This is a genomic window from Actinokineospora cianjurensis (assembly GCF_003663795.1).
In the GTDB taxonomy this organism is placed as follows: Bacteria; Actinomycetota; Actinomycetes; order Mycobacteriales; family Pseudonocardiaceae; genus Actinokineospora; species Actinokineospora terrae.
The window spans coordinates 2,842,798-2,863,919 of sequence record NZ_RCDD01000001.1 but is presented as its reverse complement, the minus strand read 5'-3'; the positions used below and the strand labels follow the sequence as shown (position 1 = coordinate 2,863,919).

At 71.9% G+C, this 21,122-nt stretch carries 20 protein-coding genes; 14 read left to right on the top strand and 6 right to left on the bottom strand.

Features of this window, described 5'->3' with window-relative positions; all coding sequences use genetic code 11:
* The first annotated feature begins 150 nt into the window (after positions 1 to 150).
* The 5 genes from CLV68_RS12795 (at position 151) to CLV68_RS12775 (ending at position 6,985) form a co-directional block, all read left to right on the top strand.
* A complete protein-coding gene (locus tag CLV68_RS12795) occupies positions 151 to 1,101 on the top strand; it encodes a CE1 family esterase (protein ID WP_147459968.1) in 951 nt (316 codons plus the stop codon).
* Between the two features lie 22 nt (positions 1,102 to 1,123).
* Positions 1,124 to 3,928, top strand: coding sequence for a polysaccharide lyase family 8 super-sandwich domain-containing protein (locus CLV68_RS12790; protein WP_211346483.1), 2,805 nt, complete (start codon positions 1,124 to 1,126; stop codon positions 3,926 to 3,928).
* A gap of 227 nt (positions 3,929 to 4,155) precedes the next feature.
* The gene (locus tag CLV68_RS12785) at positions 4,156 to 5,106 is read left to right on the top strand and encodes an aminoglycoside phosphotransferase family protein (RefSeq protein WP_121390547.1); all 951 of its coding nucleotides are present in this window, start codon (positions 4,156 to 4,158) and stop codon (positions 5,104 to 5,106) included.
* An 80-nt stretch (positions 5,107 to 5,186) separates the two neighbouring features.
* Positions 5,187 to 5,615 (top strand): pyridoxamine 5'-phosphate oxidase family protein, encoded by a 429-nt coding sequence (locus CLV68_RS12780; RefSeq protein ID WP_121391155.1) that lies wholly within the window; start codon positions 5,187 to 5,189, stop codon positions 5,613 to 5,615.
* A gap of 155 nt (positions 5,616 to 5,770) precedes the next feature.
* Entirely contained in the window at positions 5,771 to 6,985 is a 1,215-nt protein-coding gene (locus CLV68_RS12775; RefSeq protein WP_121390546.1) for an MFS transporter, read from the top strand.
* A gap of 15 nt (positions 6,986 to 7,000) precedes the next feature.
* Here CLV68_RS12775 and CLV68_RS12770 read toward each other — a convergent pair whose 3' ends face one another.
* From CLV68_RS12770 to CLV68_RS12755, 4 genes are all read right to left on the bottom strand, one after another.
* Positions 7,001 to 7,192 (bottom strand): hypothetical protein, encoded by a 192-nt coding sequence (locus tag CLV68_RS12770; RefSeq protein WP_121390545.1) that lies wholly within the window; start codon positions 7,190 to 7,192, stop codon positions 7,001 to 7,003.
* 153 nt (positions 7,193 to 7,345) lie between these two features.
* Entirely contained in the window at positions 7,346 to 8,491 is a 1,146-nt protein-coding gene (locus CLV68_RS34710) for a hypothetical protein (RefSeq protein ID WP_211346482.1), read from the bottom strand.
* A gap of 62 nt (positions 8,492 to 8,553) precedes the next feature.
* Complete coding sequence (locus tag CLV68_RS12760; RefSeq protein WP_121390544.1) at positions 8,554 to 9,825, bottom strand: sensor histidine kinase; 1,272 nt, start codon at positions 9,823 to 9,825, stop codon at positions 8,554 to 8,556.
* Positions 9,818 to 10,498: a response regulator transcription factor gene (locus CLV68_RS12755; protein WP_121390543.1), complete on the bottom strand. Its 681-nt coding sequence runs from the start codon at positions 10,496 to 10,498 to the stop codon at positions 9,818 to 9,820. Before CLV68_RS12755 ends, CLV68_RS12760 begins: the two co-directional genes overlap by 8 nt.
* A gap of 302 nt (positions 10,499 to 10,800) precedes the next feature.
* On the opposite strand from CLV68_RS12755, the gene CLV68_RS12750 reads away from it, so the two are divergent.
* Genes CLV68_RS12750 through CLV68_RS12740 form a run of 3 tightly spaced genes read left to right on the top strand, consistent with a single transcriptional unit; the run spans position 10,801 to position 13,158 of the window.
* A complete protein-coding gene (locus CLV68_RS12750; protein ID WP_121390542.1) occupies positions 10,801 to 11,412 on the top strand; it encodes a DedA family protein in 612 nt (203 codons plus the stop codon).
* On the top strand, positions 11,409 to 11,939 hold the full coding sequence (locus tag CLV68_RS12745) for a phosphatase PAP2 family protein (protein WP_121390541.1): 531 nt from the start codon (positions 11,409 to 11,411) through the stop codon (positions 11,937 to 11,939). Before CLV68_RS12750 ends, CLV68_RS12745 begins: the two co-directional genes overlap by 4 nt.
* 31 nt (positions 11,940 to 11,970) lie before the next feature.
* Entirely contained in the window at positions 11,971 to 13,158 is a 1,188-nt protein-coding gene (locus CLV68_RS12740; RefSeq protein ID WP_121390540.1) for a COG4705 family protein, read from the top strand.
* A 7-nt stretch (positions 13,159 to 13,165) separates the two neighbouring features.
* Here CLV68_RS12740 and CLV68_RS12735 read toward each other — a convergent pair whose 3' ends face one another.
* Positions 13,166 to 14,311 (bottom strand): alpha/beta hydrolase family protein, encoded by a 1,146-nt coding sequence (locus CLV68_RS12735; RefSeq protein WP_170224262.1) that lies wholly within the window; start codon positions 14,309 to 14,311, stop codon positions 13,166 to 13,168.
* 158 nt (positions 14,312 to 14,469) lie between these two features.
* Between CLV68_RS12735 and CLV68_RS12730 the strand changes: the two genes are divergently transcribed.
* From CLV68_RS12730 to CLV68_RS12725, 6 genes are all read left to right on the top strand, one after another.
* Positions 14,470 to 15,585 carry a sensor histidine kinase gene (locus CLV68_RS12730; protein WP_121390538.1) on the top strand — a complete coding sequence of 372 codons (1,116 nt, stop codon included), beginning with the start codon at positions 14,470 to 14,472 and terminating at the stop codon, positions 15,583 to 15,585.
* A gap of 286 nt (positions 15,586 to 15,871) precedes the next feature.
* Positions 15,872 to 16,021, top strand: coding sequence for an ATP-binding protein (locus tag CLV68_RS33865; protein WP_170224002.1), 150 nt, complete (start codon positions 15,872 to 15,874; stop codon positions 16,019 to 16,021).
* A gap of 288 nt (positions 16,022 to 16,309) precedes the next feature.
* Complete coding sequence (locus CLV68_RS33860; protein ID WP_170224261.1) at positions 16,310 to 16,459, top strand: hypothetical protein; 150 nt, start codon at positions 16,310 to 16,312, stop codon at positions 16,457 to 16,459.
* A gap of 143 nt (positions 16,460 to 16,602) precedes the next feature.
* A complete protein-coding gene (locus CLV68_RS33855; RefSeq protein WP_170224260.1) occupies positions 16,603 to 16,752 on the top strand; it encodes a hypothetical protein in 150 nt (49 codons plus the stop codon).
* Entirely contained in the window at positions 16,749 to 16,895 is a 147-nt protein-coding gene (locus CLV68_RS33850) for a hypothetical protein (protein WP_170224259.1), read from the top strand. Before CLV68_RS33855 ends, CLV68_RS33850 begins: the two co-directional genes overlap by 4 nt.
* Positions 16,892 to 17,530: a response regulator gene (locus CLV68_RS12725; RefSeq protein ID WP_121390537.1), complete on the top strand. Its 639-nt coding sequence runs from the start codon at positions 16,892 to 16,894 to the stop codon at positions 17,528 to 17,530. The genes CLV68_RS33850 and CLV68_RS12725 overlap by 4 nt, the downstream gene beginning before the upstream one ends.
* A 4-nt stretch (positions 17,531 to 17,534) precedes the next feature.
* Here CLV68_RS12725 and CLV68_RS12720 read toward each other — a convergent pair whose 3' ends face one another.
* Positions 17,535 to 21,098, bottom strand: coding sequence for a BTAD domain-containing putative transcriptional regulator (locus CLV68_RS12720; RefSeq protein ID WP_121391154.1), 3,564 nt, complete (start codon positions 21,096 to 21,098; stop codon positions 17,535 to 17,537).
* Positions 21,099 to 21,122: the final 24 nt, after the last annotated feature.

Here is a 21,122-nt window from a genome sequence, read left to right as displayed (position 1 = left end):
ATCCGTCCGGTATGTCCCATCTCGACGAGCCCGGTCCACGAAGATCGAGAATGGTGCAACCCCACGGACGAGACCGAGCGTGGACTGGGTGTGCGGCCGGACCGGTCGACCCGGTCCGGAGGCGTTGTGCCGAATCAACCAGGGGTGTCCATGAGGTTCAGCAAGCTCGGTGTAGTAGCGCTCTCCCTCCTCGCGGGGGTGGCAGTTCCACAGGTGGCGCAGGCGGATCCGCCAGCGCACAACTATCCCGTGCACTCGGCCGGGTGCACGAACACGACGACCACGCTCCCGCTCGGGCAGTCGGTGGCGCAGAGCATCACCTCGGGCGGTCGGACCCGGACCTACCTGATCCACCTGCCCACGACCTACCTGCCCGGCCAGCAGAAGCCGCTGGTGCTGGCCTTCCACGGCCGCAAGGGCGACGGCGCCGACATCGAGGGCTTCTCGAAGATCGACAGCCTCGACACCATCGCGGTGTACCCGGACGGGGTCGAGGGCCAGGGCGGGGAGCGGGCGTGGCAGGGCGCGCCCTACGCGGCGGCGGTCGACGACGTCCAGTTCGTCGCCGACCTGCTCGACCACCTGCAGGCGACGCTGTGCGTGGACCCGGTGCGGATCTTCGCCGTCGGCAAGTCCAACGGTGGCGGGTTCGCGGCGCTGCTGGCGTGCAGGCTGCCGTTGCGGATCGCGGCGTTCGGCGCGGTCGCAGGCGCGTTCTACCCGGGCACGGACTGCGCGACGCCGGTCGAGGTGCCGATCATCGAGTTCCACGGCACCGCCGACTCGGTCATCGCCTACACCGGTGACAGCAACAAGCCGGTTCCGTCGATCATGACCTGGGCGCAGACCTGGGCCAACCGCGACACCTGCCTGCCGACGCCCACCTCGACGCAGCTCAGCAGCGAGGTCGTGCGGTACACCTGGGGTTCCTGCGTGCGCAACACCGCCGTCGCGCACTACAAGATCCTCACCGGCGACCACACGTGGCCGGGCGCGGTCGTGTTCAGCGGACCGGGCAAGACGACCAGCCAGATCCAGGCGCACCTGGTGATCTGGGACTTCTTCGCCGCGCACCCGCTGACCCCCTTCGTCATCTCCTGAATCGGCGGCCACGCAGATGTCTTTGTCCCGAAGGGGTTTCCTCGTAGCGGGGTCGGCGGCGGCGATCGTCCTCGGCGTAAAAGTCCCCGCGTTCGCCGCCGCTCCCTACGACGCGTTGCGAGCTCGATGGCGCGACCTACTGGTCGGTGTCGGCTACGACCCGGCCGCTGAACCATTCCACAGTGCTCTCATCAGCACCGGCAACGCGGCCACCACCTACCGCAACACCATGGTCGTCACCAGCTCGGGTCTGTGGCCCGAGTACCCGATCGGGACGAAGTCGGCGAACGTCACCAACACCTGTGCCCGGTTGCGCGTGATGGCACTCGCCCACGCGCAACCGGGCACGGGCCAGACGGGTTCGCCGGACATGGCCGCCTCGATCATCACCGGTCTGCAATGGATGGTCGACAACGCTTACACCGCGGGCAGCTCCCCCTACGACAACTGGTGGGACTGGCGGATCGGCGCTCCGCAGAAGCTGTTGGACATCGGCTGCCTCGTGCCGGTGCCGCCAGTTCTCCTGGCGGCGCAACTCGCGGCGATCGACTACCACGTCCCCGTCTCCGAACTGGCGCTGTACACGGACAAGAGCACCGGTGCGAACCGCGTGGACCTCTGCCAGGTGATCGCGTTGCGCGGGGTCCTCGGCGAGGACTCCGCCAAGATCACCGCGGCGCGGGACGGGTTGTCACCCGTGCTGCCGACTGTGCTGACCGGGGACGGTCTGTACGCGGACGGCTCGTTCGTGCAGCACACCCGGGTGCCCTACGCGGGCGGGTACGGTGCGGTGCTGCTCAGCGGGTTGACCAAGGTGATGCACCTGCTCGCCGGATCGCCGTGGGCGGTGACCGACCCGAACCGGCAGGTGCTGTTCGACTCGGTGGAGTCGACCTTCGCGCCGTTCATCCACAACGGACTCGTCGGCGACGCCGTGTCCGGGCGCGGCATCGCCCGCTCCGACCAGGACGACCACCAGCGCGGGCACAACATCCTCGGCGCCATCGTGCTGCTGGCCTCGACCGGGTTGGCCACGTCCACCGAGTCGGACCGCTGGCGCGCGATGGCGAAGGGATGGATCACTCGCGGCACCTACGCGCCTTACACCGACCACCTGGCGGTACCCGACCTGGCACGCGCGCTGGCACTCCTGGCGAACGCGGGTGTTCCCGCTGCCGCGCACCCACCGTCGAGCCATGTGTTCGGCGCGATGGACCGCGCGGTCCATCGACGTCCGTTGTGGACGTTCATGGTGTCGATGCACTCGCTCCGCAGCACGTTCTACGAGACCGGCAACGGCGAGAACCTGCGTGGCTGGCACACCGGCAGCGGCATGACCTACTGGTGGGGCCAGGACGACGGGCACTACTCCGACGCGTTCTGGCCGACCGTGGACCCCTACCGACTGCCCGGGGTGACCGTGTCCCGCAAGGTCCTGGCGGACGAGGCAGGAGGGCCGTGGAACGCGACCGTGCCAACCAACTCCTGGGCGGGCGGCGCTTCCGACGGCGTCGCGGCGGCGATCGGCCAGCACGTCACGGGGTTGCAGTCGAGCCTGACCGGCCGCAAGTCGTGGTTCTGCCTGGATGACGCCGTGGTGTGCCTCGGCGCGGGCATCACCGCCACCGACGGCGTGCCCGTGGAGTCCGTGGTGGACAACCGCAACCTCGGCGCCTCCGGGACGAACGCCCTGATCGTCGACGGCGTGAGCCAGCCGACCACCCTCGGCTGGTCGAAGGCGTTCCCCAGCGCGAACTGGGCGCACGTCGGCGGCTTCGGCGGGTACCTGTTCCTCGGCGGTGCACCGGTATCCGCGTCCCGGGCCGCGCGCACCGGCTCGTGGCGGACCATCGATTCCGGCGGCCCGACCACCGCGATCACCCGCCGCTTCCTCACCCTGTGGCACGACCACGGCACAGATCCCGTCAACGCTTCCTACGCCTACATGGTGCTCCCCGGCGCATCGGACACCACAACAGCGGCACGCAGCGCGGCACCTGGCGTGACCGTCGTAGCGAATACGTCCGCCGTGCAGGGAATCGCGGCAGGCACGGTGCGGGCGGCCAACTTCTTCGCCGCAGGCACATGCGGGTCGATCATCGCGGACGGCCCGTGCTCGGTGCTCCTGCGCCAAGTGGGGCCGGTACTGAACGTGGCGGTGTCAGACCCGACCCGCACCGCGACCACCGTGACGATCACCCTGTCGGACAACGGCTTCACCACGGCCGACGCGGACACCGGCGTCACCGTCCTGCGAACCTCGCCCGCGACAACGCTCCTGGTCGAGCTGGGCGGAACCCTCGGCGCCAGCCGCACAGTGCGTCTCGGCACGGGCTCACCCGTGGTGCCAGGCACCGCGCTGACCTTCGCCCCCGTGGCCGACGCTTACGTGCGCGACGGCACCTACGCGGATCAGAACTTCAGCACCGGCCGCCTCATCGTCAAGGCGGCGACAGCCCCCGGTTACTCACGACGAGCCTATCTGCGATTCACCCCAGGGCTGGCCGCGCCACCGAAGCGAGCAGTGTTGTGGTTGCGCGGCAGGGTAAACGACGGCGAGAACACGCATTCCACCGTGACAGCACGCGCGGTGACCGGATCGTGGACCGAAACCGGCGTGACCTGGAACAACCAGCCCGCACTGGGTTTCGCGCTCTCGACCGTGCCGATCAGCAAGACCACCGACTGGATCGGCCTGGACGTGACGGCGGCGGTGGCGGCCAATCCCGCCAGCGTGTCGTTCGGCCTGTCGGGCAGCGCGTTCGCCCTGGAGTTCGACAGCCGTGACACCGCGGCGACCCGACCGGTGCTGGAGGTAGTCAGCTGAGTCAGCCCTGGCCGGGAGGGTGAACGGGCCCGCGGGGAGACCGACCTGGTCGCCCGAGCGGAAGGCTGTGTGGACGGTGGCGTGGAGCGGCGTGATGGCGCGCTTGGTCAGCTCCACCCACTGCTCCACACCCGCCCGACCGGTGAACGACGCCTGGAAGGCGTGGTCGGGTTGGTGCTGGACTTCACCTGACGAGGTGTGCGGCCCTGTGGTGCTAGCTTGCGCGCATGGTCGAGTTCGGGTTCGAGCAGGAACTGGTGCGGGCGCTGCTGCGGGAACAGCACCCGGACCTGGCGGACCTCGAACTCCGGGACGTGGCCGGTGGGTGGGACAACCAGATGTGGCGCCTCGGGGCGGAGTTGGCCGTGCGGCTGCCGCGGACCGAGCGCGGACCGGATCTGCTGCGTGTCGAGCAGAAGTGGCTGCCCGTGCTCGCTGAGCGGCTGCCGCTGCCGACCCCGGTACCGGTGCGCGTCGGTGAGCCATCGGTCCTGTTCGACCGCACCTGGACAATCACCCGCTGGGTCCACGGCGATCCGGCAGATCACGCACCCATCACCCGCGCCGACTCGGCCGAGGCCCTCGCAGGCTTTCTCCGGGCCCTGCACCAGCCCGCGCCCGCACACGCTCCGCGCAATCCCTTGCGCGGCGTCGCGCTGGCCAAGACGCAGGACGCGTTCACCAGCGCGTCGACGATCCTCGCCGCCAAGTCCGATAGCGAAGTGCGGGAAGGAACGCTGCCACACGACCGGTTCACCGACGCGCCAACGATACTCGTCGACGCCGTCAGGGAGGTGTGGGAGGAAGCTGTCGCCGCGCCGGTTTGGGAGGGTGCGCCGAGGTGGTTGCACGGTGACCTGCATCCTGCGAACGTGGTCGTGCGGGATGGCGGGCTGGCCGGTGTGATCGACTTCGGTGAGCTCTGCGCGGGCGATCCTGCCACCGACCTGTCCGCGGCCTGGATCCTGTTGCCCGCGGGCGCCGTCACCCGGTTCTTCGACGCCTACCAGCACGCGGACGAGGCCACCATCGCCCGAGCTCGCGGGTGGGCCGTCCTGCGCGCACTACACCTGCTCAGCATCGGGCGCAACGGCAGGTTGGGTCGCCCCGGCGGCAAACCCACCTGGGAACCGGCGGGCCGGGCAGCGCTCGACCGCGCACTGGCCTACCGCGGCTGAGTGGACTTCTCACCACGTGGGCTTGCCCGCGGCGTTCGTGTTGACTGGGTGTGAACCGAGCACCCACCGGGAAGACCGTGATGAGCACCGACGCCAGTTCGCTGACCGCCGACGACCTGGAGTTCCTCCAGCGCCCGCTGCACGGGCTGCTGTCCGTGGCCGCAGGCCCGGTCCCGGCCCAACCCCGCCCCGTGTGGTTCGAGGCCACCACCGACAGCACCATCCAACTCTTCACCGGCCCGGAAACCCTCAAGGTCCGCCGCCTGCGCCGCGACCCCCGCGCCTCCCTCGTCGTCGCCGCCCCGGTGGGCGAACGCGAACGCTGGATCTCGATCGCGGGCACCGTCACCATCGACCCCGACGGAGCCCACGACCTCGCCGCCCGCTTGGCCGCCCGCTACTGGGACCTCGACGACCCCACCCGCGCCACGGACCTCGCCGCCCTCTTGGCCGAAGACCAGGTCCGCCTGGTTCTCCACCCGGAGACCATCCACCGATTCGCCTACTGACGTCCAGCGGGCCGCGCTGCTATGGTTCAGCGTCAAGGAGAAAGTGATGGGAGGCGGTAGCGGTGAGCAGTGACACTGTCCCGCGCTTCCGCCTCTCCGGGAGGACGATCACCGCCTGAGCGGAAGCGGCGCTCCGTTTCCGAAGGTGGAAGTCCTTGTCCCGACGTGCATATGCTCTTGATCGCTCGTTCTGGAAGCTGTTCACCGCGTCCGCCACGACGACCTGCGCCGATGGGATCGGCAAGGTCTCGCTGCCCCTGCTCGCCGCGTCGCTGACCAGTAGCCCCGTGCTCATCTCCGGCCTGACCGCGTTCGCTTTCCTGCCGTGGTTGCTGTTCGGCCTGCCGGGCGGAGCGCTGGTCGACCGGGTAGACCGGCGGCGGGCGATGGCGACCGTCAACGTGATCCGTGCCGTGCTGCTCGGGCTGCTGGTGGTCGTTGGCGTGGCGCACATCTGGGTGCTGTACGCCGCCGCGTTCGCGCTCGGTGGTTGCCAGGTCGTGTACGACTCGGCGGCCCGCGCGATCCTGCCGCAGATCGTCGACCGGCGACGGCTGGACGCCGCCAACAGTTGGCTGACGGTCGAGGAGACGGTAGGTCAGAACTTCGTCGGACCACCGGTGGGCGCGGCGCTGTTCGGCTGGTTCCGGGCCGCCCCGTTCGTCGGCACCTCCCTCGGGTTCGCGCTGGCGGCGGTCCTCGTGACCGCCGTTCCCGGTCGGTACCGGGCCGTGCGAGCCGAGCCAACGACCGTGCGCGCGGACATCGCCGAGGGGCTGCGCTGGTTGTGGCGGCACCCGGTGCTGCGCGGATTCACCATCCTCAGTGGACTGATGGCCGCGCTCCTGTCCATGGCCACCGCCCTGACTGTCCTGTACGCGGTGGAAACCCTGCGACTCAGCCCGTCGATGTACGGGGTCCTCTTCATCGCGATGGGCATCGGCGGCCTGGCCGGTTCCGCGGCGGTCGGCCCGGTGACCGCCCGGATCGGCAGACCCCGAGCGATCACCGCCGCCGCGGCGGTCGCACCCGTCATGTGCGTCCTACTCGGCACAACCACCAACACCTGGTCCGCCTGCGCCTGCTTCTTCGGCATCGCGGTCGGCATCACAGCCTGGAACGTCCTGTCGATGTCCCTACGCCAGGCGATGATCCCCACCGACCTGCTGGGCCGAGTCCTCGCCACCCACCGCGTAGCCCTCTGGGGTGGCATCCCCTTGGGCGCCCTGGCCGGCGGCACACTGGCCGCGCATACCAGCGTGCCCACCACATTCCTGATCTCCGGTCTAGCCCAACTCACCACCGCGTCCCTCATCCACCGCCTGATCAGCAGACACCGCCAACTCATCACGGAGTCCGCGACGCCCTGATCACACGGCGGAGACTCAGTAGAAGTACTCGGCGAGAACCCAGCCGCCGTAAGGAGCGTTGATGTGCCACCAGACGCCGTTGTAGTGGTTGTCGACGTTGACGTAGATCCCGTTGTGGATGACGGCACCCGTCCAGTAGCCGTTCCCGTCCGGCGCGCTGTAGACGCGAACCGTGTCGGCACGGCACTGCTGGCGGTTCTCCAGCACACTGGCCGGAGCCGCGGCGGTGGCTGACGCGGGGATCGCGGCCCAACACGCCTCTCGGTAGCACCACGGCGGTCATCCACCCGCACACCGAGCGGCGAGGAACCCAGCCGGATATTCACCCCTTCGTCGCAGTCCGATCTGAGGTGGACGCTGTCAGCGGCCTGGAACACCCTGGAGCGCCTGGTGGGACTCGGGTGTGCGCAACGAGATGGCGAAGAAGTCGCGTTGGTCGGGGACGAGGTAGCGGTCGGGTGGGCTGGCCATGGTGGGGAGGAGGCGGGTCGGGGCGGTGGTGGGTGAGTCGGGGTGGTAGGCGGTGAAGACGACCATGCCGGTGTGGATGTCGAGTTCCAGGCCGCGGGTGATGCCTGACTGGAGCATGGCGTCGGCGAGGGTGCGGAGGGTGAGGTGGTCGCCGCCGACGTAGATCAGGTTGCCGTGGGTGTCGAGGCCGAGGCCGGAGCGCCAGGTGTACTGGAACTGGTTGCGGGCGTTGCCCCAGCGCTGCGCCGCGTTCTGGTCCAGTCCCGGCACGGGCTGACCGCCGTCGATCACCAGGTCGAGGTTCTGCCGGACCGCGACCACGTTCGGGCCCATGGTGTAGTCCCGGCCCCACTGTCCGACACCGACTCGCCCGTCGCGGGTGAGCACCACCGCGGCGGCGCCGTCGCGCAACGTCCCCACGGTGGTGCCGTCGAGGTACCAGCCACCGTTGGCGTCGCGCATCTTGAACCCGGAGTTGAACGTGGCCAGCAGGCTCGACCGCATCCCGGGCGGGACGGCGTAACCGGAACCTGAGGCACCACCGGGCTCGCGGGTACCGGGAACGAGCGTGGCCGCTGTCAGGTCCTGGTTGAGCCACGCCACCCCGGCGACCACGCTGCCGTGTCCCGGATCCGGTCGGACGAACGTCGTGTACAACGCCGCACCGCCGTCGGCCGCCCGCGCACCGGGAACCCACTTGCCCTCGCCCGCTAGTCCCGAATGGACAGTGAGGTCGACGGGGCGGGATCCCGGGGCTGCCACCCCAGGGGCGCGCGCCGAGGGCAGGGCATCGGCTGCCGGGGCGTCGGTGCCGGGCTGTTTGCGCGTGTACCACCAGTTCTCGATCGCGTTGACCGGGGCGTCGAGCCCCATCTGCCGCAACCAGTCGACGGTGCGCGCGGCGAAGCTCGCGTGTCCGGGGTACACCAGCACCTGGACGTAGGTCACCGTCGGGTACACGAGCGAAGCGGCCAATACCAAGGCGATGAGGCGACGGCGCTTGCGCCGCAACGGTTTCGTTCGCTGGGGAGTCATGCCGCCAACGGTAGGAACCGCTCGGTGCCCGCCGGGTCAGCTCGGGGTTAGCCGAGGGCAAATCAGCGGGTCGGCAGCACCAGGGTGAACTGGGTCGGGTCGGTCCGCAGCAACCGCAGCCGTCCTCCCTCGGCCTCGGCGAGCCTGCGGGCCAGCGCGAGACCGATGCCGTGGCCGCCGCTGTCGTGCGCCCGCCGCCGGAACACGTCGGTGCCCGCCGCCGGTCCGACGCCCTGGTCGGTGACGTCGACGGCGACCGTGTCGCCCAACACCCGTGCCGCCAGCCGGACTTCCCCCGCACCGTGCCCGACCGCGTTGTCCAACAGCACGGCCACGACCTGGCGCAGCACCGGACCAGCCACCAGCGCCGCCGCGGCCTCCCCGGTCACCTCGACCGCGAGTCCCCGCTCGGCCAGCACCCGCCGCCACTGCCCGGCCAGCCCGTCGAGGATCTCCCCGACCTGGCCGGTGCTCGCCGCCGACGGCACGTCCCTGGCCAGCGCCAGCAGGTCGTCGATGGTCCGTTCCAGCACGTCGGTCGTGTCGATCCCGTCGGCGATGGCCCGCCGCGGGTCGGCGTCGGGGTTCTCCAGCGCCGACTCCAGTTGCAGCCGCAGCCCGGCGAGCGGGGTGCGCAGCTGGTGCGAGGCGTCCGCGGTGAACGCGCGCTCCCGCTCCAGCAGGGCGTCGAGCCGTTGCGCGGTGAGCGTCAGCGCCGAGCCGACGGAGTCCACCTCGGGGATGCCGCTGTCGCGGGCGCGCGCCGTGAAGTCCGCGTCGCCGAGCCTGGCCGCGGTGCCCGCCAACCGTTCCAGCGGCTCGGCGAGCCTGCGCGCCTGGCCGCGCGCGACCAGCCAGGTGCCCGCCAGCGCGACCCCGCCGAGCAGCACCATGGCCGCCCAGGTGAGCCCGGTCCGCTGGTAGTACTCGATCGTCGGGCTCGCCGCGCGGATGATCCCCACCACCTCGTCGCCCCTGGCGATGGCGATCACGACGACGAACTCGGCGGCGGTGTCGGCCTCGACGACCTCGCCCACCTCGATCCGCGGCCCGGCCGGGTCCAGCGCGTCCGGTCCGGTACCGACGACCCTGGTCCCGGCTGGGCTGTAGACGGCGACGTCCGACCCGCTCTCCCCGGTGGGCACCGAGTCCGGCGCCCGCCCCGCGAACAGGTCGTCGACCACCCGCAGCGCCGTGTCGTCGGCCAGGCGTTCCAGCTCGACGCGTTCATCGGCCAGGTAGTAGCGGGCGGCGGCGTAGGCCAGCGGCACGCCGAACAGCGCGATGGCCAGGGCCGCGGCCACCACAACGAGGACGACGATCCGCCTACGCATCCGCGGGGGACTCCAGCCGGTAGCCGTAGCCGCGCAACGTGGTGATCTCCGGGGTGGCGCCCGCGGCGGCCAGTTTCCGGCGCAGTGCGGCGACGTGCACGTCCAGCGTCTTGGTCGAGCCGTACCAGTGCGCGTCCCACACGTCGGCCATCAGGTCCTCCCGGCGCACCGCGATGCCCGGCTCCCTGGCCAGCCGCAGCAGCAGCTCGAACTCCTTGGCCCGCAACGCGACCTCCCGACCGTCCACAGTGACCCGCCGGGTGCCCGGGTCCACCCGCAGCGCGCCGAACTCCAGCACCTGGGCGCCCGCGCCAGCCGACTCCCGGCGCAGGTGCGCCCGGATCCGCGCGTGCAACTCGGCCAGGCGCACCGGCTTGGTCAGGTAGTCGTCGGCGCCAGCCTCCAGCCCGAGGACGACGTCGACCTCGGCGGTGCGGGCGGTCAGGATCACCTGCACGCACTGCGGCTGCCGCTCGCGCAGCCTGCGGCACACCTCGATGCCGTCGAGGTCGGGCAGGCCGAGGTCGAGCAGGGCCAGGTCGAAGGCGTTGCCGTCGGCGAGCGCGGCCGCCGCGGTGCGCGCCCACCGCACGTCGTGACCGTGCCTGCGCAGGCTGTCGCTCAGCACGGCCCCGATCGTCTCGTCGTCCTCGACCAGGAGCACGCGGGCCATACCCGGGGACCTTAGTGCGCCCGTCGCGGTTTCTCCTGATGGGCTCGTCACCGGTACCGCTCCACCAGGCCGTGCAGGCCCATGCCCGCCGCGACCGAGGTCGCGAACACGAGTACCAGCACCAGGACCTCCATCTTCGCCCCTCTCCATCTCCCTTGACGTTAGGTCGGCCGACGGGTGCCGGGGGCAAGCGGAAGGCAAACGTTGCCGCGCTTTGCCTTCCGCTTACCTTGCGCTCGCCGCGGGCGCACCCGGTGGTCCTTAACGTCGATGGCACACACCACCGGCTGCGAAGGACCCCTATGTCCGTGCTCGATCCACACTCTCTGCTGAGCGGTTTCGGCGCGCTCGGCGTGTTCCTGGTGATGTTCGCCGAGACCGGCTTGCTCATCGGGTTCTTCCTGCCCGGGGACTCGCTGCTGTTCACCGCCGGAGTCCTGGCGGCGACACCCGCGAGCACGTCGCTGCACCTGCCGTTGCCACTGACGATCGCGGCAGCGGCGGCGGGCGCCCTGCTCGGCGCGCAGACCGGGTACGTGATCGGCCGCCGGGGTGGGACCGCCCTGCTGGAACGCTCGCGCAACCGGCACCTGCACAGCGGTGTCGCGCACAGCAAGCGGGTCCTGGAGTCCTACGGGCACCGGAAGGCGATCGTGCTGGCCCGGTTCATCCCGGTGGTGCGGACGGTGCTGAACCCGCTCGCCGGGCTCACCGGGGTACCGGCCGGGGTGTTCGCGCTGTGGCAGGTCCTGGGCGGACTGCTGTGGACGGTCGGCGTCACAGTCGCGGGGTACCTGCTCGGCAGCGCGATCCCGAACGTCGACGCCTACCTGCTGCCGATCATCGCGGTCATCGTGGTGGTGTCGGTGCTCCCGATCGCCGCCCGGCTGATCCGGTCGAGGAGCCGGGCATGACCGGGTTCGCCGAACGCACCCCCTGGCTGCACACGATCGCGTCGGTCTACACGAACGGGGCGCTGGTGCTGCTGGCCCTGCTGATGGTCGTGGCGTGGCGGCGGGCCCGGCACCGCACCCCGGCCGCCGCGGCGACGGCGGTGTGGGCGCCGGTGGCGGTCCTGCTGGCGTACGGGGTGAGCAACGTGGTGAAGGTACTGGTGCGCGAACCCCGACCGTGCCAGGTACTGCACCTGCCCACCATCGCACCGTGCGACTACGCCACGGACTTCTCCCTGCCCAGCAACCACGCCACCGTCGCCGCGGCGGCCGCGGTCGCCATCCTGCTCACCCACCGCGCCCTCGGCCTGATCGCCACCGCCATCACCGTCTTGGTGGGCGTCTCCCGCGTCTACCTCGGCGCCCACTACCCGCACGACGTCCTCATCGGATTCCTCATCGGCGCCGCGATCGGCGCGACCGGCCTATGGGCCCACCGCTTCCTCGTCGACCGGATCCCCCGCAGGCTCCTCACCTTCCGGAACTGACTCCTCGTCCCTGCACACCGAAGGAACACCTGTGAACCCAGATCGCCTGGACCGCGGCCGCGCGCTGCTCAGCAAGGTCCCGGAAGTCACCGCCTGCTTCTGGGTCGTCAAGGTGCTGTGCACGACGGTCGGGGAGTCGGCCGCGGACTTCCTCACCGTGAACCTGGGGTTCGGGCTCGGCGGCACCTCGGCCGTCACCGGGATCCTGCTGCTGGTCGTGCTGGCGTGGCAGTTCCGGGCGACCCGGTACCTCCCGGCGCTGTACTGGTCGACCGTGGCGCTGGTCAGCGTCTTCGGCACCCTGGTGACCGACAACCTGACCGACCGCGCGGGTGTCCCGCTGGAGACGAGCACCGTGGTCTTCGCCGGGCTGCTCGCCGCCACGTTCGTGGCCTGGTACGCGGTCGAGCGGACGCTGTCGATCCACTCCGTCCGCACCCCGCGGCGGGAGGCGTTCTACTGGTTAGCGATCCTGGTCACCTTCGCCCTCGGCACCGCGACCGGTGACCTCATGGCGGAGGTCCTCGGCCTGGGCTACCTGACGGCCGGTCCGATCGTCGCCGGGCTGATCGCTGTCATCGCGGTCGGCTGGCGGGCGGGTCTGCACCCGGTTCTGGCGTTCTGGCTCGTCTACGTGCTGACCCGCCCGCTGGGCGCCTCCCTCGGCGACTACCTGTCCCAGCCGGTCGAGCTGGGCGGCCTCGGTCTCGGGGCGACCGTGACCAGCGCGATCTTCGGTGTGGGCATCGTGGGCATCCTTGTCGGACTGTCTGTCACCAAGGCCGACAGCACGCCCCGCGCGCGGGAACCCGAGACCCGCGGCGGGCTCTGGCAGGCGGTGGCCGTGGTCGCCATCGTGCTGGCTCTCGGCACGACCGGCTACTACCTGCGCACGTCAGCGCTTCGCGACGCCGCCGCGGCAGCAGCCGTGGGCGCGCCACCGTCGGCCCGCCTGGGTGACCTGTCCTCCTTCCGCGTCATCACCCAGGACACCCTCGACCGCCTGGACACCGGCGACCAGGCGGGCGCCACCACCCGCGTCGGTGACCTCGAGACCGCGTGGGACCAGGCGCAAGGCCGCCTCAAGCCCCGCGACAGCGCCGCCTGGACCGATCTCGACGGCAAGGTCGACGCCGTGCTGGGAGAGCTCCGCGCGGGCAGCCCCGACCAGGGCGCGGAGCAGGCTGCCCTGCGGACCCTGCTCGGCGCGCTCGGCTGAGCGACGGTCACGGGGTGAAGACGACCTCGGGGAATCGGGGGGATGGGCCGTCCAGGAGGTGGCCGGTGTGTCGTAGGTGCTGGTCGAAGAAGGCTGTCGGGTAGGCCCGTTGCACGGCGATCGAGCGGGCCGGGGCCACTGTGCCGATCTCGGCCTCGACCTCTGCCTGGTTCAGGCCCAGCAGTGCTGCCGCCTGCGGGAGCAGGACGGCCAGGTCGCCGTAGGTGGCGTGGGCGGCGCCGGTGAGGGTGATGTCGCGCTTCCAGGCCCGCAGGTTGGACCAGAACGTCGCCAGGTCCGGGAGGGTCTGCCGGGACGCGCGGGCGTTCATCAGCAGGTACGGGCGGTCCAGGCCCGCGGTGACGACCGGGCCGGTGACCGCGCCGTCCACGCCGATCCCGGCCCGTACCCGCGAGTCGGCGTACAGGGTGGCCGCGGTGGTCGTCGCCCCGGCCGAGTAGCCGAACATGCCGATCCGGGTCAGGTCGACGCCGCCGCGCAGGCCGCGGGGCAGCGGGTGCCCGTCGACGTCCGGGTTGGCGCCCGCGTCGAGGGCGGTGAGCTGGTCGAGCACGAACCGGACGTCGGCGACCCTGGCCGCGGCCATCGCCTCGCCAGTCACCGGGCCGTCAGGCACCGGCACGCTCACCCGCCCGCCGGGGAACTCGACGAGACCGTCGTGGGTGTGGTCGATGGTGACCACGAGGTACCCGCGGCTCGCCAACTCCTCGACCACCACGGTGTTGGCCGATCGGAAGGAGTCGTTGCCCGGCGAGTACAGCACCACGGGCAACCTGCCACACCGGTCGACCGGCGCACCGTCGTGACCGTGGGTGTCGGGGACGCGCAGGTCGCCCGGCGCGACACCGTTGTCGATCGCGTACCGGGCCGCGGCGGCGGGTGGCAACCAGGGCGCGACGGGGTAGCGCCCGGTGTCGCGGGCCGGGTACCAGAGGCTGATCATCAGTTCCCTGACCGACCCTCCCCACGGGTCGGTGCGCTGGTGGTCGACCAGGTGCAGTGCCGTGGTGCCGACCGGGTGGGGACCGGTCGGCGGCGGCAGGGTGAGGACGAGTGGGCTCGCGGCGGCGCCGGTGCCCAGTAGCAGGCTCGCGGCGAGCGGGACCACCGCTGCCAGACGGCTGAATCGCATGGGACCTCCCTGTGGAGTCGGGTGTTGCCCGCTCAGGGTTTCCGGTCCCGGCAGGGGTTTCATCAGCCCGCGAGGTGGTTCCGCGACCGGCGCCCCCGCCCCTGGGCGTACGACCGTGGGCTGACGTCACGGCCGCGGACTTCCCCTAGCGTCGGGGCATGCGCCACAGGTTCGGTCGGTGGGTCGACGCCGTGGCCGTGGTGGTCCACGGCGCGGTGCTCGGTTCTGTCCTGTTCGTCCAGAACAGTCCACACGCGACATTCCGGCTCAGTCCGGACGGGATCGCCGCCCTGCCCGCGCGGATCGGGTTGCTCGGCGTGCTCTGCCTGCTGCTCTCGTGCGCGGCGGTGGTCGTGCGCGACCGGTGGCCGTTGATCGGCGCCTGCCTGCTGGTGGTGGCCGCGCTGCCGCTGTCGTCCACGTGGCTGGTCGTGCTGCCGTGGGTGCTGGTGCTGTACTCGGCGGCGGGCGCGGGCAGGCGAGTCGGCGCCGTGGTCCTGCTCGCCGCGCTGGCGACGGTTCTCGCTCACCGGCACGACGTCATCCTCCCGGGGTTGGTGCTGGTGATCGCGTGGTTGGTCGGGCTGGTGGTGGGCGGACACCGCGCCGCCGTCGCCGAACGGATCCGCCGCGCCGAGGCGGAGGCGGCGCTGGCCAGGCAGGGCGTCGTGGCCGAGCGGCTGCGCATCGCCCGCGACCTGCACGACGTGATCGCCCACGGCATGAGCGTGATCACCGTGCAGGCGGGGTACGCGGGCCTGGTGGTCGACAACCGACCGCACCAGGCGCGCGCCGCCCTCGACGCGATCGAGACCACCGGCCGCGCGACCCTGGTGGAGATGCGCCGCCTGCTCGGCATCCTGCGCGCCGAACCCAACGACGGCACCGGGCCGCCGGGCCTGGCCAACTTGGGCGAACTGGTGGCCAGAACCCGAGCAGCGGGCGTCGCGGTCGAGGTCGTGACCCGCGGCGGGGGCCGCGACATCCCCGCGGGCGTCGACGTGTCCGCGTACCGGATCGCGCAGGAGGCGCTGACCAACGTGGTCAAGCACGCGGCGACCGACTCCTGCGTGCTCACCATCGAGACCACCGACGACGCACTGTGCGTAGCCGTCGTCGACCACGGCCGCGGCGGCCCGGCCGGGACCGGGCACGGGCTCGCCGGGATGCGAGAGCGGGCAGCGGCGCACGGCGGGACGGTCGAGGCAGGGCCGGTGCCCGGTGGTGGATTCGCGGTACGGGCCCGGCTCCCGCTGGTCGAGGTGCCCGCGTGAGCACGCACGTGCTGGTCGCCGACGACCAAGACCCGATCCGGAAGCAGGCAACAGCGCACAGCGACACAATCGCAGCAGGACTAGCGCCTCGACGGCAGATTCGCGGTACGCGCCCGACTCCCGCTCGCCGAGGTGACCGCGCGAACACCACACACGCACTGGTCACCGACCACCAAGACCCGATCCGGAAGCAGGCGCCGTCGCACGACGACACAGTCGAAGCAGGACCAGCCCCCGACGGTGGGTTCGCTGTACACGCCCGACTCCCGCTGGTCGAGGTACCCGCATGAACACCACACACGCACTGGTCACCGACCACCAAGACCCGATGCAGGAACGGGCAGCAGCACACGGCCGCACGACCGAGGCAGGGCCGGTGCCCGACGGCGGGTTCGCGATACGCGCCCGACTCCCGCACGGCGAGGTGCCCGCATGAGCGCCGCGCGCGTGCTGGTGGCCGACGACCAAGACCCGATGCAGAAGCAGGCAACAGCACGCAGCGACACAATCGAAGCAGGACCAGCGTCCGACAGCAGATTCGCCGGTACAGGCCCGACCCCCACACGCCGAGGAACCCGCATGAACACCACACGCGTGCCGGTCGCCGACGACCAGGACCCGATGCCGGAGCGGGCGCCGTCACACGGCGAGACAGTCGAGACAGGACCAGCCCCCGACGGCGGATCGCGGTACGCGCCCGACTCCCGCTCGCCGAGGTGCCCGCGTGAACACCACACGCGCACTGGTCACCGACGACCAAGACCTGATGCCGGAGCGGACGCCGTCGCACGACGAGACAGTCGAAGCAGGACCAGCCCCCGACGGCGGATTCGCGGTACAGGCCCGACTCCCACACGGCGAGGTGCCCGCATGAACACCACACACGCACTGGTCACCGACGACCAAGACCCGATGCAGAAGCAGGCAACAGCGCACGACGACACAATCGAGGCGGGACCCGGTACCCGACGGCGGGTTCGTCGTGCGGGCCCGACTCCCACACGCCGAGGAACCCGCATGAACACCACACGCGCACTGGTCACCGACGACCAAGACCTGATGCCGGAGCAGGCAACAGCGCACGACGACACAATCGAAGCAGGGCCGGTGCCCGACGACGGGTTCACGGTACGCGCCCGACTCCCACTCGCCGAGGTGCCCGCATGAGCACACGCGTGCTGGTCGCCGACCACCAAGACCCGATGCCGGAGCAGGCAACAGCGCACGACGACACAGTCGAAGCAGGGCCGGTGCCCGACGGCGGGTTCTCGGTGCTGGCCCGACTCCCACTCGCCGAGGTGCCCGCATGAGCACGCGCGTGCTGGTCGCCGACGACCAGGATCTGATGCGGGCGGGGTTGTGTGGGATCGTCGACTCGGCCGAGGATCTCACCGTCGTCGGTGCGGCCGAGGACGGGTTGCGGGCGGTCGAGTTGGCCCGTGACCTGCGGCCGGACGTGGTGCTGATGGACATCCGGATGCCGGGGTTGGACGGGGTGGCCGCGACCGCCAGGGTCACCGCGTCGACCGCGGCGCGGGTGCTGGTGTTGACCACCTTCGACCTCGACGAGCACGTTCACGCCGCCCTGCGGGCCGGGGCCAGTGGGTTCCTGCTCAAGGACACCCCGCCGCGGGATCTGCTCGCCGCGCTCCGGGTGATCGCCGCGGGCGAGGCGTTGCTGGCTCCCACCACCACCCGACGGCTCATCGCCGAGTTCACCGCCCGCCCCGTGCCGCCCCCGGTCCCGGCCAGGTTGCCGATCACCGAACGGGAACGGGAGGTCCTGGTCCTGGTGGCGCGCGGCATGACCAACCGGGAGATCGCCGAGCACCTGCACATCAGCCCGGGCACGGTGAAGGCGCACCTGCGCAGCCTGCTGATGAAGCTGGCCGCCCGCGACCGGGTGCACCTGGTGCTCCTCGCCATCGGGGCGGGTCTTGGTTGAGACCTCAGGCGATGTGGGCGGTGATGGTGGCGCGGGAGGACGAGCCGAGCTTGGTCAGGATCGTGGCGACGTGGGACTGGACGGTGCGCCGGGGCAGGCGCAGGAGCAGGCCGATGTCGGGGTTGGGCATGCCCTGGGCCACCAGGTCGGCGATGCGTTGCTCCACAGGGGACAGTGCGTCGCGGGCGGGGGTGGTGGAGGGGTCCGGGGGGTGGCCGAGGGTGAGCATGTGGGTGTCGAGGCGGTGCAGGTCCCAGTGGGACGAGGTGGTGGTGAACAGGGAGGTGGCCTCTGCTCGGGTCGCCCGGGCCTCGGTCGTGCGGCCCGCGGTGGCGAGGGCGGTGGTGGCGTCGGCCAACGTGGCGGCGAGTTCGACCGGGCGGCCGACGGCGCGGTAGTGGGTGGCGGCGGTCAGGGCGGGTTCGGGGTCGCCGGTGAGCAGGGTGCGGCAGTGGGCCAGGGCGGCCGCCGCACGGGCCGGGGTCACCTCGTTGGCGGCTTCCTCCGCGCACACCCGCACCGCCGCCGAGGCCACGGATTCCCGACCCGCCGCCATGGCCAGGCGGACGACCTGGGGCAGCCACTGGTGGCGCAGCATCATGCGGGCGTAGTCGGGGCGTAGCACGGGATCGAGCAACCGCAGTGCTTCCGCGAGGTCGCCGCGTTGCTCGGCGGCCAAAGCCATTGCGGCCAGGTGGAAGTCGCAACTCTCCCTTTCGGACGCGGTGCTCGGTTCGAACGCCCGCGCCGCGTCGAGGTGGGCGGCGGCCTGGGCCCGGTCACCGCGGCGACCGGCGATGAGGGCGGCGACGCCGTGCAGCAGCAGGGCAGCGGAGCCGGGTTCGCGCATGCCGTAGAAGGTGATCGCCGGGCCGTCCTCGGTGACGGTCTCGAGTTCGGCGAGCGCCTCGTCCCAGCGGCCGGTCCAGAAGTGGTGCACCGCGGCCGACACCTGCATCCCGGCTGGCAGGTCGTCGCGGGCGGCGACCTCGCGGGCGGTGCGCAGCGACTGCTCGGCCTCGGCCAGCCGGTCGAGGTTCTGCAGGGTGAACATCCGGTTGTCCAGCAGGTCGAACCGCAGTTCGGCGTGCGCGCCCACCTCGGCGAGCGCGCGGTCGACCCAGGCGAGGGCCCGCGGGTGGTCCCGGCGCATGGAGTGCACCAACCACAGCGTCTGCGCGGCGTGTGCCCTCGGGTACGCCGCGTCCGCCTCGGCGTGGGCCACCAGCGCTGCCCGTTCCGCGGCGGCCAGGTCGGTGAGGTCCCCGCGCCGGAAGTTGGCCAGCAGCGACTGGTGCCGGACCCGCCACAACTCGGGCGCGTCGGCGACGTCAAGCGCGGCCCGCAGTCTGGCGATCGCCTCAGTGACCTGGCCCGACCGGTGCCGCGCGGCGGCCAGCACGTGCCGCATCTCCGCCGCCACCGCCGGATCACCTGTCCCCGCAAGGGAAGCGGCCGCCGCGCGGGACGGGTCGCGGCCCAGCCGGAACAAGGCACGAGCGAGGGCGGCCTCAAGATCAGCTGCGCCCGCACCGGTGTCGACCACCCGCTGCAGCACCGCGACGGCGACCAGCGGCGCGCGGTTGACGATCACGGCGTGGTGCGCGCCTAGCCACCTGACCACCCACGGATCGGCCGGGACCTCCCCCGCCGCAAGGTGTTCGGCGACCCGCTCGACCGTCGCCCCGACCCTGGTCAACGCCTCGGCGGCGGCCCGGTGCGCGGTGACCCGGTCCGCCGCCGGGATGCTCTCGTACACCGCTTGGTGCAGCAGGGAATGCCGGAACGCCAACCGGTCGCCCGCCTCCACCACGACCGACGCGGTCAGCGCCTCGTCCAACCGCCCGACCAGCTCGGCCACGCCCAGGCCCGCTACCTCGGCGAGTTCCTCGACGCCGAACTCCGCACCCAGCAACGCCGCCGAGCGCAGCAAAGCGCGGGTGTCAGGCGAGAGCAGTTCGACGGTCTGGTGCACCGCCGACAGCAACGACTGCGGCGCGAGCGCCACGGTGCTCAGGGCGACCTCGGCGACCCCGCCAGTCACCTCGACCGCGTCCGTACGCAGCAATCCGTGCGCCATCTCCCGCAGGTACAACGGATTGCCCGCGGCCCGCGCCGCCATCTCCCGCAGCCGGGGTCCCGGTTCGGCGCCGACGAGACCACCGAGCAGCGACTCGGCATCGGCGGTTGCCAACGGGGACAACGTGAGCAGGTGCCCGCCTCTGGTCAGCACACCGCGCCGTGCCCGGCTCACCTCGGCGTTGCCGGGCGCGGGTCGGGTGGCGGCGACGAGCAGCAGCGGGAGCTGGCGGGTCGCCGCGGCCAACCGGTGCCAGACCAGCACACTGGCCGGGTCGGCGCGGTGCAGGTCATCAACGACCAGCACCAAGGGCGCCGCCGCGCACACCCGGTCGACGAGGTCGAGCAGCCGGTCGACCGCGGCCGGGGTCGGGTCGGCAGGCCCCCAGCCGTGGTGCGCCGGGTCCTGGGTGAGTTGGGCGGCGAGGTCCGCGCGGTGCGGGTCCGGTGAGTCGACGTCCACCGCGAGGCAGCGCAGGATCACCCCGAGCGGCGCCTGGTCCCCCGCGGTCGCCCACGCCAGCTGACAACCCAGCTCACCCGCGTCGGCGAGCGCCTCGGCCAGCAGCGCGGACTTCCCGAGCCCCGGCTCGCCCTCCACCCACACCGCGCGCCCACGACCCGCGGCAGCCTCGGCGACCAGCCCGCGCAGCGCTCCCACCTCGCGCTCACGGCCGAGCAGCCGCGCGGACCGGGTGACGGTGACCGGCGCGACCAGCAACCGGTCGGCCTGGTGGTGCAGCGCGGGGTCACGCGCCACGATCCGCTCACGCAGCGACCGCAGGGCCGGTCCGGGCTCGATGCCGAGTTCGGCGAGGACACGCCGGGTGTCGTCATAGACGACGAGGGCCTCGCCGCGCCGACCCGCGCGGTGCAGGGCGAGCATCAGGTGTTCGCGCAGCAACTCGTGCCGTGGGTCGCGGGCGACCAACTCGGTCAGCTCGGCGACGACCTCGGTGTGCGCGCCCAGTTCCATCGCCGCGCGCACCCGCAGCTCCAGCACGCGGGCCAGGGACTCGGCCAGCCGGTGCCGCTCCAGTTCGGCGGACGGTCCGGGCACCCCCGCGTAGGCGTCGCCGTGCCAGAGGGTCAGGGCGTCGTCGAGACGGCTGCGCGCCCCCTGCCAGTCGCCGTCCGCACCCTGGCGGGCCGCGACCGCGCGGGCGTGGTCGAACGCGGTGGCGTCGACGGCGGCGGGGTCGAGGTGCAGCCGGTACCCGGCGGTGGTCGACTCCAGGAGGGTGCGCGCGGGGCCGAGCGCGCGGCGCAGGCCGGACACGTAGGTGTGCAGGCTGCCGCGGGCGCTGGCAGGCGGGGACTCGCCCCACACGCCGTCGACCAGGTCCGCGGCGGGCACGGCGAACCCGGCCTTGGCGGCGAGCATGCCGAGCACGGCGCGCTGCCTGGCAGGCCCCAGCTCCAGCTCGGTGTCGCCGCGCCAGGCCCGCATCGGCCCGAGCACGCGCACCCGTACCGGTTCCTCTCGCATCAGGTCCACCATCCCGTCACGGGC

Excerpts from the sequence above, each read along its gene's own strand:
- CLV68_RS12795 (WP_147459968.1), top strand. The coding sequence starts at position 151 with ATGAGGTTCAGCAAGCTCGGTGTAGTAGCGCTCTCCCTCCTCGCGGGG.
- CLV68_RS12785 (WP_121390547.1), top strand. The coding sequence starts at position 4,156 with ATGGTCGAGTTCGGGTTCGAGCAGGAACTGGTGCGGGCGCTGCTGCGG.
- CLV68_RS12780 (WP_121391155.1), top strand. The coding sequence starts at position 5,187 with ATGAGCACCGACGCCAGTTCGCTGACCGCCGACGACCTGGAGTTCCTC.
- CLV68_RS34710 (WP_211346482.1), bottom strand. The coding sequence starts at position 8,491 with ATGACTCCCCAGCGAACGAAACCGTTGCGGCGCAAGCGCCGTCGCCTC.
- CLV68_RS12760 (WP_121390544.1), bottom strand. The coding sequence starts at position 9,825 with ATGCGTAGGCGGATCGTCGTCCTCGTTGTGGTGGCCGCGGCCCTGGCC.
- CLV68_RS12755 (WP_121390543.1), bottom strand. The coding sequence starts at position 10,498 with ATGGCCCGCGTGCTCCTGGTCGAGGACGACGAGACGATCGGGGCCGTG.
- CLV68_RS12750 (WP_121390542.1), top strand. The coding sequence starts at position 10,801 with ATGTCCGTGCTCGATCCACACTCTCTGCTGAGCGGTTTCGGCGCGCTC.
- CLV68_RS12745 (WP_121390541.1), top strand. The coding sequence starts at position 11,409 with ATGACCGGGTTCGCCGAACGCACCCCCTGGCTGCACACGATCGCGTCG.
- CLV68_RS12735 (WP_170224262.1), bottom strand. The coding sequence starts at position 14,311 with ATGCGATTCAGCCGTCTGGCAGCGGTGGTCCCGCTCGCCGCGAGCCTG.
- CLV68_RS12730 (WP_121390538.1), top strand. The coding sequence starts at position 14,470 with ATGCGCCACAGGTTCGGTCGGTGGGTCGACGCCGTGGCCGTGGTGGTC.
- CLV68_RS33865 (WP_170224002.1), top strand. The coding sequence starts at position 15,872 with ATGAACACCACACACGCACTGGTCACCGACCACCAAGACCCGATGCAG.
- CLV68_RS33855 (WP_170224260.1), top strand. The coding sequence starts at position 16,603 with ATGAACACCACACGCGCACTGGTCACCGACGACCAAGACCTGATGCCG.
- CLV68_RS33850 (WP_170224259.1), top strand. The coding sequence starts at position 16,749 with ATGAGCACACGCGTGCTGGTCGCCGACCACCAAGACCCGATGCCGGAG.
- CLV68_RS12725 (WP_121390537.1), top strand. The coding sequence starts at position 16,892 with ATGAGCACGCGCGTGCTGGTCGCCGACGACCAGGATCTGATGCGGGCG.
- CLV68_RS12720 (WP_121391154.1), bottom strand. The coding sequence starts at position 21,098 with ATGCGAGAGGAACCGGTACGGGTGCGCGTGCTCGGGCCGATGCGGGCC.